General features: G+C 42.1%; 12 protein-coding genes. 3 read left to right on the top strand and 9 right to left on the bottom strand.

Going from position 1 to position 14,101, the window contains the following annotated elements:
• Nucleotides 1-60 precede the first annotated feature (60 nt).
• From AN393_RS09065 to AN393_RS09025, 9 genes are all read right to left on the bottom strand, one after another.
• On the bottom strand, nt 61-1,950 hold the full coding sequence (locus AN393_RS09065) for a monovalent cation:proton antiporter-2 (CPA2) family protein (protein WP_055017894.1): 1,890 nt from the start codon (nt 1,948-1,950) through the stop codon (nt 61-63).
• A 95-nt stretch (nt 1,951-2,045) separates the two neighbouring features.
• On the bottom strand, nt 2,046-2,939 hold the full coding sequence (locus AN393_RS09060) for a DUF4097 family beta strand repeat-containing protein (RefSeq protein ID WP_055017893.1): 894 nt from the start codon (nt 2,937-2,939) through the stop codon (nt 2,046-2,048).
• 204 nt (nt 2,940-3,143) lie between these two features.
• Nucleotides 3,144-5,672 (bottom strand): TonB-dependent siderophore receptor, encoded by a 2,529-nt coding sequence (locus AN393_RS09055; RefSeq protein ID WP_055017892.1) that lies wholly within the window; start codon nt 5,670-5,672, stop codon nt 3,144-3,146.
• 278 nt (nt 5,673-5,950) lie between these two features.
• Nucleotides 5,951-6,796, bottom strand: coding sequence for a DUF4198 domain-containing protein (locus tag AN393_RS09050; RefSeq protein WP_055017891.1), 846 nt, complete (start codon nt 6,794-6,796; stop codon nt 5,951-5,953).
• A 34-nt stretch (nt 6,797-6,830) separates the two neighbouring features.
• On the bottom strand, nt 6,831-7,340 hold the full coding sequence (locus AN393_RS09045) for a DUF2271 domain-containing protein (protein WP_055017890.1): 510 nt from the start codon (nt 7,338-7,340) through the stop codon (nt 6,831-6,833).
• The gene (locus AN393_RS09040; protein ID WP_055017889.1) at nt 7,340-7,972 is read right to left on the bottom strand and encodes a PepSY-associated TM helix domain-containing protein; all 633 of its coding nucleotides are present in this window, start codon (nt 7,970-7,972) and stop codon (nt 7,340-7,342) included. Before AN393_RS09040 ends, AN393_RS09045 begins: the two co-directional genes overlap by 1 nt.
• Before the next feature lie 120 nt (nt 7,973-8,092).
• Entirely contained in the window at nt 8,093-8,491 is a 399-nt protein-coding gene (locus AN393_RS09035) for a YbaN family protein (protein ID WP_055017888.1), read from the bottom strand.
• Nucleotides 8,492-8,619: 128 nt separating this feature from the next.
• On the bottom strand, nt 8,620-9,939 hold the full coding sequence (locus AN393_RS09030; RefSeq protein WP_055015527.1) for a hypothetical protein: 1,320 nt from the start codon (nt 9,937-9,939) through the stop codon (nt 8,620-8,622).
• A 101-nt stretch (nt 9,940-10,040) separates the two neighbouring features.
• A complete protein-coding gene (locus AN393_RS09025) occupies nt 10,041-10,523 on the bottom strand; it encodes a MarR family winged helix-turn-helix transcriptional regulator (RefSeq protein WP_004586011.1) in 483 nt (160 codons plus the stop codon).
• A gap of 437 nt (nt 10,524-10,960) precedes the next feature.
• On the opposite strand from AN393_RS09025, the gene AN393_RS09020 reads away from it, so the two are divergent.
• From AN393_RS09020 to AN393_RS09010, 3 genes are read left to right on the top strand one after another with little or no spacing between them, the layout of a single operon-like run.
• Complete coding sequence (locus tag AN393_RS09020; protein WP_055015528.1) at nt 10,961-11,812, top strand: D-hexose-6-phosphate mutarotase; 852 nt, start codon at nt 10,961-10,963, stop codon at nt 11,810-11,812.
• 29 nt (nt 11,813-11,841) lie between these two features.
• The gene (locus AN393_RS09015) at nt 11,842-12,375 is read left to right on the top strand and encodes a PH domain-containing protein (RefSeq protein WP_055015529.1); all 534 of its coding nucleotides are present in this window, start codon (nt 11,842-11,844) and stop codon (nt 12,373-12,375) included.
• Nucleotides 12,368-13,912 carry a PH domain-containing protein gene (locus AN393_RS09010; RefSeq protein ID WP_055017887.1) on the top strand — a complete coding sequence of 515 codons (1,545 nt, stop codon included), beginning with the start codon at nt 12,368-12,370 and terminating at the stop codon, nt 13,910-13,912. Before AN393_RS09015 ends, AN393_RS09010 begins: the two co-directional genes overlap by 8 nt.
• The last annotated feature ends 189 nt before the right edge of the window (nt 13,913-14,101 follow it).

Below are 14,101 nucleotides of genomic sequence, written 5' to 3'. Positions count from 1 at the left end.
ATTGCCTCTCAGCGAGGCAATATCATGATCTGCTATTATCTTAATTCTAACTATCTGACACTACTCAAGATGAGAATCATCAGCCTTCTTAGGTCTATCAGCTAGCTCTGTTAGGCCGTCTTCGCAGTCGCCGTGTTCGCAGGTATTTAAATCACTTTGCGCTTGCTTGTCTTGCTGCAGTACCTGTTTTAAATCTTCCATACGTTGGCGCACGGCTACGCCGTAGCTGGCGTCGTCGCCCCACAGCTCGGCAAGTTGCACAACCGCAGCGCGGTCGTGGTCTCTAAAAAGTTTTCCGGCGCGCTCGGCATCTTCTTTATTGTTACCTAACAGCTCAAGTGCCTCTACCGCGAGGTTAATGGCTGAGTCGACTGTTTCACGGTTAAAGGCATCTACTTTTAAGTTAAGCATTTGATACGCATGGCGACGGTCGATTGCGCGGGCAACAATTTTAAGGTGTGGGTAGTTTTTATGCGCAAGTTTAATAATCTCGAGGGTTTTATCTGCATCGTCTATTGCGACTACCAACATTTGTGCGGTGTGCGCGCCTGCGGCTTCAAGGAGTTCTTGGCGGGCAGCATCACCATAAAATACGGTATTACCAAAGCGGCGTAGGAGTTCTATTTGGCTTGGGCTGTGATCAAGTACAGTAATGTCGTAGCCTTGCGCGTGCAGTAAACGGCCCATAATTTGCCCAAAACGACCGTAGCCCGCAATAATTACGTGTTTTGCTGTGCTAATTTGCTCAGGCTTGTCGAACTCAGGCGCGCTGTTACTGGTGCGTTTTTGTAGCTGCTCGTAAACCATTAATAACAATGGTGCAACCAACATTGAAACAGCCACCACTAATGTCACTAGGCTTGTTTGCTCTGGCGTTAATATGCTTAATGTAGTGGTTACACTTAAAAGTACAAAGGCAAATTCGCCGCCTTGTGCCAGCGCTAAGGCAAACAGTAAACGCTGCTTTTTACTAATATTAAATGTGATGGCAAGGGCAAATAAAATGCAGGCTTTTACTACAATAAGCAGCGCAACGAGTGCAATAACGGTTGTAAATTCATCCGCTAGTAATTCAAAGTTGATTGATGCGCCCACGGTAATAAAAAACAACCCTAAAAGTAGGCCTTTAAAGGGTTCTATATCGGCTTCGAGCTCGTGTCTAAATTCGCTTTCGGCAAGCACTACACCGGCTAAAAACGTACCGAGTGCAGGTGATAAACCAATACTTTGCATCACTAGCGCTATGGCCACTACTAAAAACAGCGCAAAAATAGTAAATATTTCGCGCATGTGGGTTTGTGCAATGTATCTAAATAGCGGCGCTGAGATATATTTACCGCCGGCAATAATAGCGGCGATAACGGCTACTGATACGCCCACTTGTTGCCATACCGGCCAGCCTGCAATAATGGAGTCGCTAATGCCTTTTGAGCTACTTTGCGGTGCAAATGCAAGTAGCGGCAGTAGCGCTAAAATAGGAATAATGGCGATGTCTTGAAACAGTAAAACCGAAAACGCATTTTGCCCGGCTTCTTGTTTTAGCCAGCCTTTTTCTTCAAGGCTTTGCAGCACAATAGCGGTTGATGAAAGCGCCAGCATTAAACCAATCGCGAGGGCAGTTTGCCAGTGCATGGCAAAAAACCAGTAACAAAACGCAAAAATAGCCGCGGCGGTAAGTACGACCTGCAAGCCGCCAAGCCCTAATATTGAATGGCGTAGCTTCCATAAACGGGCGGGTTGTAACTCAAGGCCCACCAAAAACAGCATCATCACTACGCCAAACTCGGCAAAGTGCATTACATCAGTTTGATCGCCCACAATACCTAAGGCGTAAGGGCCAATAAGTATGCCTGCAATTAAATAACCAAGTACCGAGCCAAGGCCGACTCGTTTGGCAATAGGTACAGCCACTATGGCCGCCGCTAAGTAAATTAAAGCTATTTCTAACACGCGTATATCCTAATAACATCAAGGCTTTTAGCATGGCTTAGTGGCTTTAAAAATACAATGGGTCATGTGGCTGAAAATGGATCATTTAGTCATAATTAATCGGCTACTTTTACAGGGCCGCTAATATTATCAATGCTTACATCGCCAGAGCCCGATTCGGTAATGGTAAGCCCTTTAGCATGATTTACACGAATATTGCCCGAGCCATCTTCAATGGTGACGCTTGCTTGCACGTGCTCGATAACTAAATCGCCTGAATTATCGTCTACATCAACGGCACCATTAATATTTTTAATAGCAATGCTGCCTGAGCCGTCTTCAACATTTAACGTGCCGCGCACATTGCTAATGCGCATATCGCCTGAGCCATCATCAACTTCGGCGTTACCGCTAACATTATTAATATTTACGCTGCCAGAGCCATCGGTAAGCGCTAAGTTACCGGTGATGTTTTCAAGGGTTATATCGCCTGAGCCATCTTCAATGGTAAGGTTTTTAGCGCTGTTTATAGATAAGCTGCCAGAGCCATCTTCTACGTTAATGTTATTTTGCATAGCGCTTATAACAATGTCGCCAGAGCCATCATCAATATCTAGGTATAAGTTGCTTGGCACGGTTACAATTACATCTATATGTGGAGATTGGCCGCTGTAAAAACTAAGACCAATGCGGCTTTTATTTAGGGCAACAAGTTTTGCCTGTTTACCATCTTGCTCGAGCGTCAGCTCGTATTCGTCGTCAATGTCGGCGGTAAAAATTGTGGCATCTACGCTGATGCTGGTGGCATTGGGCGAGCCTTTTATTTCAAGAGAGCCTGGGCCGCTTAATACGTTTAAAGATTCTAGGTTATTGCTTGGCAGTGATAACTGCTGAGTTTGTTTTACTGAGGCAACGCTTGGCGATATATGAAATACACAGCCGCTTAATAATAAAATGCCGCCAATAAGTGAAAGTGGTTTTGTAATGTTAGATACAGTTGATGAGCTCATGATTAGTCCTTTGTGTTTGTTATTTATGCTTGTTTTGTATAAGCATAGTAGAGCAAAAACGAGACCAACTATAAGTTGTTGATTTTATTATGATGAGATGTGTTTATGAAAGGTGGACTTACTAATAAGTGGTTAAAAACACTAAAAGTTAGCAAAAAGGATGCACATGGCATCCTTTTTAAGTGTTTGCTTTTAGGTTATTTATTAAAAGCTGTAAGTAATATTACCGTACAAGAAACGCCCGTCTAGTCCGTAAGGTGCGTATGGGCTGTATGGAAATATTTGGCCAAAATCAGAGTAACCAATGTTATCTACCGTTGCTTGTGGGTACTGATCGAACAAGTTGTTTGCGCCTAAGGCAAATTTCCATGTTGCGTCTGGACGGTAGGCCACTTCTAGGTCGGTGATCCATTTAGGATCTAGGTATTCGTCGCCCGCTGCGGTGGTTGAAATATCAGCCACTTCACCGTAGCGTGTTGCGCGCAGGGTAGTTTGCCATTCGTTAAAGTTCCACACCGCCGATAGGTTCCATTTGCTATCTGGTGTGCCTTCTTCAAAGCGGCCTACTTCACGGCGTGCAAATACCACGTAGTCGTCGCCGAGTGAGTTTAACTCGCTTGGGTTGTCGTCTACGTGTGTTACTTCGGTATCGTTAAAGTTAGCGGCTACGTTTAAGCGTAGGTCACCTAAATCGCTTAAATCTAAGTTGTAGGTAGCAACAATATCAACACCTTGCGTGCGCGAGTCGATAGCGTTAGTAAAGTAACGTACACTTTCTGTATTTAGCTCGCCGGCATTTTGCAGTATTTCTACTACAGCATCGCCCTCTAGATTTTCAGACAATACAATACGGTCATCAATATCTATGCGGTATGCATCTACAGTTAGGCTAAAGCTGCCTTGCGTGTACATAAAGCCAGCCGTTACGTTGACTGATTCTTCAGCATCTAACTGCTCTGCACCAAGTGCTTGCGCTGCTGTTGAATCGGTTGGGAATAAACCAACTTCAAACGGTTGGTTGTTCTCAAGTACGGTAGATATTTGTTGGTACGAGCTTTGTGCAAGTGATGGTGCACGGAAACCTGTACTGATTGCACCGCGCAGCGATAGGTTTTCGTTAATGCTGTAACGCGACGCAAGTTTAGAGGTAAACGTATCGCCAAAGTCGGTGTAGTCTTCGTAACGTCCGGCTAAAACTAGGTTCCAATCTTCTGTTAGGTAAGTATCAAATTCTACAAATAAAGCAACATTATGGCGGCTTCTATCAGTAACGCTTTGCGGGCTAAAACCTGCAAGTACTTGTGCACCACCGGCTGCGATTGGGTTGCCGTCGCTATCAAGCGCAGTAATGTAAGAGGCTTCTTCGCCTTGCTCAATTTTGTAGCTTTCGTGGCGGTACTCTGCACCTACTGTAAAAAATACGTCGTCAGGTAAGCCAAAATCAAAGGTTGTATTTGCTGTGGTGTTAACTAAAAATTGGTCATAAACCAGTGCGCCGTTGTCAAATTCGGTTGGGCTGTCGGCACCTAGCGATGTATTTATACTATTTACAACGCCAAAGCCAAAGTCGTTACGGCCGTAGTTAGTACTTACATCCCATGTCCATTCGCCTGTTTCGCCTTGCAGACCTAAGGCAAATGAGTAATCTTGTACGTCGGTTTCAATTTGCGGTAAAAAGCCGTCTGGGTACACTTCTAACACGTTGCGGCTGTCTTTTGCACGGCGGTAAAAACCACCTGAGTTGCCTTCACGTTTTGAGTAGCTACCAAACGAGTACAGGTTATAGCCGTTATCAAAGTCGTAACCCATGTTGTAAAACAGTGCGTAGTCTTCAAGGTCTGCTTTACCAAAACGGTGATTGTATCGGTCGATGGTAAATTCGCGTGGGTCTAGGCTGCCATCTTCTAGGCGATCGTATTGCTCGCGTGGATCAAAACCAGAGCGCTGTGTAGAGTCGTTATCGCGGTACTCAATAGATACGTTTACAAAGCCGTTATCTAAAAGCTCAAAACCCGAGTTTGCGCTAATTGTACGGCTTGCGCCGTCGTTTACTTCGCGGTCGGCACCGGTATTAAAAGCAAGGTTGCCATCGGCGTCGGCGTAGGTGCTTTCTAGCTGAGGTACACCTGCCATTTGCGTGTCGTATTCACCGTAGGTTACGCTTACGCTGCCGCCTTCGGTGGCATCTTTAAGTACAATGTTAATTACACCGGCAATAGCATCAGAACCGTATTGCGCTGCTGCGCCATCACGTAGTACTTCTACGCGTTTAATGGCTGATGTTGGGATCATGTTTAAATCAACCGCTGTAGAACCACGACCTACTGTGCCACCTAGGTTTAATAAGGCGCCTGAGTGACGGCGTTTACCATTAATAAGTACTAGGGTGTGATCGGGTGCTAAACCACGTAGTACAGCAGGTTTTGCATGGTCGGTGCCATCTGCAAGTGTTGCACTTGGGTAGTTAAAACTAGGCACTTGGTTTGCTAATACTTGGCTTATTTCTAGCTGACCCGTACTTTGCATATCGCCGCTGGTAATAATATCTACAGGTACGGTACTTTCGGCAATACTACGCAGGCTTCTGCGGGTACCGGTAACCGAAATCACTTCAATACTTTCTTGTGCTTGAGTATCTTGTTCTGCGGCAATTGCAGGAGAATAAGACGCGCCAAGCGCAGAGGTAACGGCCAGACTAAGTGCTACTTTTTTAGCTGATAATTGCTTTAACATGATGTTGATTCCCTTAAGGGCTGCTGACTATTGATTTTAAAAGGAGCGCATAATATAGAAGGCGCTACTTGTGTGCAAAGATAAAAACTGTCTAAGTTATTCTAAGTTGTTAACAACTAAAATGACAATTTACGCCCGTTGTAGATGTTTAGATCGCTCGAGTTGCAATCTTGTGTCGAATGGCTGCAAATTCAAGGTAAGTTGTAGGTTTTTTAAAAAAACAAAAAAGGCCAAGTTTTTAACTTGGCCTTAATTTATAGTGTAAATTGCGTGAAAAATTATTCAGGCGCTACTTCAAGCGTAGTAAATAAAGAGTAACGTCCTGCGTCTACACCTTCTTCGTTTACTTTAACTTTGTTAGAGGTTTCGATTAGGTATAGGCCTGGCTCTTTCCATGTTGTGCTAAACATGCCGTTTTTGTCGGTTGTTACCTTTACTTCGCCACGTTCGTTACGGTAGCGTGTATCGCCTTTTAAAATGCTTACTTCAATGCCAGAGCCTGCAGGCTTACCATCTTGTAGTAACTGAAAACGTGCTTGCTCGCCAACAAATAAATCGTTTGGATGTGTTGGGCCGCTAAGCTCAAGGCCTAAACCAAGTTGTGCAGGCTTAGAAGTACCGTTACGGCTTACAAATGTATCTACTGTAGAAATAACCTTAGTTGTGGTTACATCTTTTGCGTTGCTTGGTAATTTAGCATCTGACTTTTTACCAAATACGCGCTTGCGCTTACCTTCTTCGTTTTTGTAAAAGGTCATGTACATTGGTTTTTGCGTCATGGCAATGTGGTAAGTGCCTTCTTCTTTTAGGCTTACCGCTGCTGAGCTTTTACGCTTTAGGTAATAAGCACGAATGGTGTCAGATACTTTTTCACCGTTTGGTGCAAGGGCCATTAGTAGTGTGTCGTCGTACTCTGCGCCTTTTTCTTTTGGCTTAAAGGCTTTGTCGGGTGCAAATATTTCGTTAGAAATACTCGCGTCAATCATTACGTAGTGCGCTTTGTCACCAGAAAGTGACGTGTGAGATGGCAGTAACCAGCGGCTATGCGCGTTTGCCGATGTAGATACCAGCGCCGATAAGCTAAGTGCGCCAATTAAAGCTGTTTTTAATAAATTAATTTTCATTGTATTTCCTTAAATTCAAATGATTAAGTAGCAGCTACTTAGTGCTTACGGTGACAAAACTGGTTGAAAATTCTTTTTTACCTTCAATGGTCACTTTGCCAGCTTGTGATAAATCAAGTTCTACACGGCTGTAATCACGGCCGCCTTCTTCGCGTACAACTTCAATGTTTAAAAGGTATTTGCCAGGTTTTACGGCATTGCCGTCTAAATCTTTACCTTGCCAGTCAATGGTGTAAGTACCAGCACGCTTAGTTGCACCGCTTATACCGTCAAAGTTAATGTCGGTTTTACCCGCTTTACGCCACCATTGGCGTAAATCTTTAAACCATTCTGCTTTTTGTACCCATAGCGCAAGCGTAGTTACGTGTTTACGCTTTGGCGTTTCTAGCCAAACAGCTACGTAAGGGCGGTGGTAAGGTTGTACATCTAAATCGGGTAGGGTGAGTTCAATCTCTAACTGTGGCGTTTGCGCCTGCGCAGTTGCTTGAAATAATGCGGCAACCATTAATAATGCTGCGCTTAGTACCGTACTTGCTTTTAACATTAAGACACTCCTTTAATTTGTGGCACCCAACATAGGTAAATAACCAAAGGCGTTGCAATGCCTAAAACGGTTATCCATATTCCTGCTAAGCGTTTTTTTCTGTTTTGAAATAAAATAATCATCCCAGTGATTGAAAAAATAATCATCAATACTGCTGAAATATCAATAACCCAGCTCCATACCTCACCGGTGTAGCGACCTTTATGTAAGTCGCCAATTAGGCTTAAAAAACCACCGGTTTGGTAATCTAACTTTAGTTCGCCAGTTGTAAAATCAAGCTCTGCGTAAGCAAAACCTGCGGGTAGTGGGTAATCGAGCATAACCAGTGCGTCTTCTTTTTCCCACTCAATACTTTTAACGTTGGTTAAAGAGTATTGCTCAGCAAGAAACGTTTCTATGTCTGGATAAAGCGTTGGCAGGGAGTCTAGTTGTGCATTCGCTTTTGTGACTAATTTTGCTGGAATAGTCGCAGTTACTTGCCCATTATTTTTATCGTCTTTAAGCCAATCAACATGGTTAAGCACAATGCCGCTAACACAAAATAAAATAAGCAAAAAAAACAAAGCTGTAGAAATATAAATATGCAGTGCACGGCTTGTGCTGTACAAAGCACGCTTATTAATAAACGCCATAAAAACAGTAATTAAGTTAAAGTTACAATATGATAATCATTTGCATTAACTATTACAAATTTACTTACTTAACTTTACATTAAATTTTGGCTAAACGATGTGTGCAAACAAAAGGGGTGACTATTTAGCGCTAGGCGGGTGCGAGGGCCTTAAAATTAGGTAAATCATTACAGCTATTTCAATTACGCCAACAAGGTAAATAACCCAAACAGGGGTGCTTGAGTAAAGTAAAAACACAAAGCCAATTAACATACCAATTGCGGCGTAGCATTTTGCTTTAACTGGCACTACTTTATGCGCTTGCCATTGTTGTAAGGTAACGCCGTAACGAGGGTGGTTAAGCAGCCAATGTTCAAGCGCCGGCGATGAGCGAGTAAAGCAGGTAAGCGCAAGAATAAAAAAAATGGTAGTAGGCATAACGGGCAGCACAATACCAATAATGCCAAGCGCAACAAGTAATAAACCAAGCGCTTTAAGCCATAAGTTTTTATAACAAATAAATACTGCTTTTATATTCACTTAGGCTCTTTTAAGTAAGGGTTGTTAGTTAGGATTGTAGGCCAAATCGTTGTAAAATCTAACCCTATAAATGCAAAAAAGGGCAAACTAAGTTTGCCCTTTTAAAATACCAAATATGTTTTACTTATTTAGAAGTAGTAACCTACGTTAATGTTAAAGCGACGTTCTGTGTCGCCATCACCAATAATTGTTCCGCCAATAAATGGCTGGTTACGCGCTTGAATAAAGTCAAAGTAGGTAAATAACGGGCCTGCCGATACACTCATACCGGTTACGTTCATCCACGTGTTTGCGCTGTCGTCAGATTTGTCGTAAATAATGCCGTAGTCGTTATAAAATTGCACGCCAGTTACTGGGCCCCAATCAAGTGATAGGTCGTATGCTACGTTGAAGTTAGTCATCGTTGCTTCGCTTGATACGGTATCGTAGTAATCAAATGCGCCAACTACAAAACGGTTGCTGTTGTCGTCTAGGTCGTAGTCGTATTCGCCGTGCTGAAATTGAATATTCCAGTTATTAATTTGGCTGTTTACGTGGAACGCCCATGCACCGTAGTTACCAGCGCGGTCGTTACCATCATGTAGGCCACCACTTAAAAGTGATATACCCACATCTGTTTTAGCGTTTTCGCCATGCTCAATTTGATACACTGTACGACCAGCAAAGGTGTTGTATTCACCAAGGCGAGAACCAGGGGCATCGTATGTGCCTTCGGTTGTTGCACGGCTACCTACAATATCGAAAGAGTAACGTTCGTTAACTTCTGAGCTGCCATCAACACCGCCTACTTCATCATTTTTGAAAAAGCCCAGATCTAGTTTCCAATTGTCTTTAAGTTTGCGGTTTACTGTTACACCTAAATCGAAGTCGTCTTCTAGGCCAACGTAGTAGTTAGTGCTAAAAAAGTAGCTGTGTGAGTTGTATGGGCCGTTACCAAACGGTACAGGTGCAATACCGGCTTGCGCTTCCCAGCCATCTGTAAATTCGTAACCTAAGTATGCATACTTAACAATGGTCATGTAATCGTAAAAACGAAAATCACCATTTACAGAAATATCGCTAATTTCGCCTGATAAGTTAATGCGAAATACTTCAAAGTCTAAATCGCCGCCACGGTCTTGCGTGTCTTCATCGTATGAATTAGTGCTGTAGTTAAAGCGTACGGCACCGCCAATTTTAATGCCTTCGTCTTCTTGCTCTGGCGCAGCTTGTGCAACAACAACTTCTTTGTTGTCGGCTTTTTTACTGATTTCGGCAACTTGTTGTTGGTGTTGCTTGTTGATTTGGCTTTGCTTTGATTTTTCATCAGCGAGCTGCTGTTCAAGCAACTGCATTTGTTGCTTAAGTTGCTTTAATTGGTTTTGCAGTGTGTCAAGATCGGCTGCGTGAGAAGTGCTTGCTGCACCACCAAGCATAAGTGCTAGTGTTAATTTTGAGAGTTTAGTCATTGTTGATGCTCAGATTGTGTTTAAAAAATAAAAAATTCAAGGTGCCCAAAAGCCCCTTACGAATGATGTAAGAACTAATATAAATTTATTTTTTTTATTTTTTATTTATTTGGTGTTTGAGTTAACGCGCCTACCTCTAACAGAGGTGATGCGTCTAACTTATCAGCATCCATCATTGCTGCAACGCGTTGCATAGATGAAAGCAATAAACTTTGCTCCCATTCTGCAAGTGCAGAAAACTTTTCAATAAAGTGTTCTTGCAGTGGCTGTGGCGCTTTTTCTAGTAACTCTTTCCCTTGCTCGGTGAGGTATAAGCTCACTCGGCGTTTATCCATTTGACTACGAACGCGTGTTACAAGGTTTCTGCTTTCTATTCTATCAAGAATATTAGTCACAGTAGCCGGGCTTAAATTAACATTCTGAGCTATACGGCTAGCGGTTATTCCATCGGTGTGCGCTACTTCTTGCATTATAAGCAATTGTGGGCCTGTTAAACCTGATGTTTTATTTAGCTGCTTAGAATGTAAGTCAATCGCGCGGATTACTTTACGTAAAGAAACTAATAATTCGTCATATTTTTGCATTTGCTTATCTCGTCGATGGGCCAAAGGTGTGCCGTAATCGCGAAATGTTACACATCAAATAAATTGAATTCAAATAATAAATTAAGCTTGAGCCCATGTTCATTGGTTTTTATTAGTTTGAGCAGAAACTAAAATAGTATAACTTTGTTTAAAACTTATTAAATGTTATTAGCATATTGTTTGCATTGTGGTGCGCACACTACGTATGTTGAGAATAATTGGCAAGTCTTATGGTGTAGACTTTAGTATTATTCATAACAGCTGTTGCTAATTAGTAATTGTTTGTAAGTTAGCTGTGTATGTATTAATCGCCAATGAACAAATTTCAAACCATAAAGGTCAACACGCCCTAGTGAGTATAGCGTATACTTTACACATGCATTATTGTTTATATGTACATGTTAAAAATCTTTAATATCAGTATTGTAGGGAAAAACATGAAATTATCGCCATCAGTTAGCATTGAACAAAGCGAAACCGGTCTAGAGTTTATAAAAGTAGCGAGCTCAAAGTGTGATGCAAAAATATTTTTGCAAGGTGGGCAAATTACCGAGTTTATCCCAAAAAATAACAAGCCACTTATTTGGGTATCTAACAATGAGACGTTTCAAGAAGGGGTAAGCATTCGCGGTGGGATTCCTATTTGTTGGCCTTGGTTTGGTAACCATGCAAACCAAGATTGGCCAGCGCATGGCTTTGCACGTACCAGTTTATGGCAAGCTGACGAAGTGCACGAAAGTGATGAGCACATTACAATTAGCTTAAACTTACCCATGAAATTAGTTAACCCAACGTATTGGCCTCATCACTCGGCGTTAAAGGTTGAGTTTGTTTTGAGCGAGCAGTTACAGGTGCGTTTAACCACAACTAACTTAAGTAATACTGCGTTTAGTTATACTCAAGCGCTGCATACTTACTTTCCTACCTCTGATATTAAAAATACGGTTGTTGATGGTTTGCAAGGCGCGCAATATATTGAATTTGGCGAAGGGCCTTTTGCTCAAAACGAACAAGTTAATTTTACTCGCGAAACCGATATGGTGTATACACAGGCCGCTGTCCAGCAGCACATTCATACCCCAGATGGGATTATTAATGTAAGCCGCGAAAACTCAAGCTCGTGTGTGCTGTGGAACCCATGGATAGAAAAGTCTAAGCGTTTATCTAATTTTGCTGACGATGAATACCTAAGCATGGTGTGTTTAGAAGCCGCCAATGTGTTAGAAGATAAGGTGACACTTGAGCCTAAGCAAAGCCATACGTTAGTTACTACGATCAGCTGGGCTTAACAGCCAGTAAAAAGGAAAGGTACATAAACGTGTTTAATAATCAGCAAATAATAGATTTACCAAAGCACAGTGAAATACAGCTCAATCCCTTGGCCGATAAAGCGTTATTACACGTGCAACTTAATTGGCTGGCGTTTTACATTCCTTTTTGCGCGGTATTGTTTGCTGTTTGTTACTTTAACGAAGCGTTTGCTAACAAAGCACAAACCTACTTGCTAATAGGTGTGCCCATTTTAATTTTGCTTTCAATGCTTTATAACGCCGTGAGTATAAAACTGCAGGGCTTTGCACTGCGCAATCACGATATTGCGTTTAAAAAAGGGGTTATTTGGCAGCAAATAACTATTTTGCCTCTCGCGCGTGTACAGCATATGGAAATTCACCAAGGCCCTATTGAGCGAAAACTAAAGTTAGCCAGTTTAAAGTTATTTAGTGCCGGCGGGGTCAGCGCTGATTTACAAATAAGTGGCTTAACCCACGAGCAGTGTAAAAACATACGCCAGTTTGTACAAAATTATCGCCAAGACGACACACCCGCGCAGGTTGAATTAGCCAATGAGTAATACCATTAGCGAGGAGCAAAGTAGCTCACTACATTGGCAAAAAGTATCGCCTTGGGCGGTAGTGTATTTTGTGGTGTATTTTAGTGTGCGCTTTGTAAAAGACGGGCTTTTAAACCTACTACCCATGCTTGTGGTGTTTGTTACACAAGTAGAAAACAAGCTGTTTTGGGCGCAAGTAGCTGGTGCTACTGCATTAGTAACACTGCTAATCTATTCAATTTTATATTACATAAACTTTAAGTTTTGCATTAGCGACGATCACGAAATTTTGCTTAACAAAGGGGTGTTTAAAAAAGAGCGCCTAACACTCAAGTTTTCGCGCGTGCAAAATGTAAATATTGCTGAGCCCTTTTATTTTACTCCTGTTAATTTAGTTAACTGTATTTTTGATGCCGCAGGCAGCGTAACGCAAGAGGCGGTATTGCCAGGTGTTACCAAAGCCTATGCTCAGCAAATGCGTAAACAAATTTTTGCCTTTAAAGCGCAGCAGCAACCCGACGAGCAAACCACCTCAAGTGAGCATTTTGAAGCAGAAAATAGCTTACGTATCAGTAATAAAGAAATTGCTAAATTTGGCTTAATGTCAAACATGGCTATATTAGCCATGGCCGCTATTGCGCCTTTTATAAATGTGTTGGTTGATTTTTTAGAGCAACAAATTATTGCTAAGGTTGAGGGGTTTTATCAGCAAGAGCTTGGTTTACTGGCAAGTGCAGCAACCTTTGCCATGATCACGCTTATTGCTTTGCTTGTTTTAATTGCTGTGATGCTGTCGGTAGGCATGTCGCTTATTCGTTTTTATAATTTTGAGCTTTACTTTAAAGGCCAAAAATTTAAACGCATTGCTGGCTTATTAGAGCGCCATCAGTTGTCTATGAGCATGGATAAGGTGCAATCGATTGTTATAAAACAAAACCTAATGGGGCGGTTACTAAAGCGTTTTACCGTTGAGTGCTTACAAGCAAGTAGCGGCGGTATAGCGGCAGGCGTGGCTGCTAAAAAAAATAAACAAACCTTAGTGTTACCCGTTTTAAATAGCGAGCAAGTAGATAGCGTATGCCAATGGATTTACCCGTGGTTTAATAGTAAAAAACTGCAATTTAACGGCGCAGAACGTGCCTTACTTTATAAAAACTTGAGCTTTTATGCGTTAATTCCAAGCGCTATCGTGCTGCTAGGGTGCTACTTAGGTGACTTTAACCTTTGGTTTGGCGTGGGCGTATTACTTATTTTAGCGGGATTGGTAACGCTTGCTTATCAGCGTTATGGCTATTATTTGCATGAAGACAACGGCCGTTTTTACATGGTGGTACGCAAAGGGATGATAGGTGTGCATTACCGTGTATTTGAGTTGTACAAAGCACAAAGTGCACGCAGTATTAGTACCTACTTTATGCGCCGCGCAGGGCTCAAAAGCCTGTATATACAACTTGCATCAGGATTTGCATTTATGCCCTATATAAAGCAGCAAGATGCTGATTATATAATTGATTTTACACTTTATCAGGCCGAGTCAACGCAGCGTAGCTGGATGTAGTTATACCAATCGACTTATACCAATTTGCATAATTAAGTGATCTATTTTGAGGGTGGATAAACGTGTTGATAGCAAGGCCAAAAATTCGCTATTGAGAACAAGCTATTACTTAATTTAAAAGTTTATAAAATATACACTTTTATAAGCTTTGTTACATTTTTTTACTGCAACGTTGGCTGGTTTAATAAT

It is taken from the genome of Pseudoalteromonas sp. P1-25 (genome assembly GCF_001401805.1).
In the GTDB taxonomy this organism is placed as follows: domain Bacteria; phylum Pseudomonadota; class Gammaproteobacteria; order Enterobacterales; family Alteromonadaceae; genus Pseudoalteromonas.
Note: the sequence above shows the minus strand (reverse complement) of the source record. Positions and strands in the feature narration are given on the sequence as shown.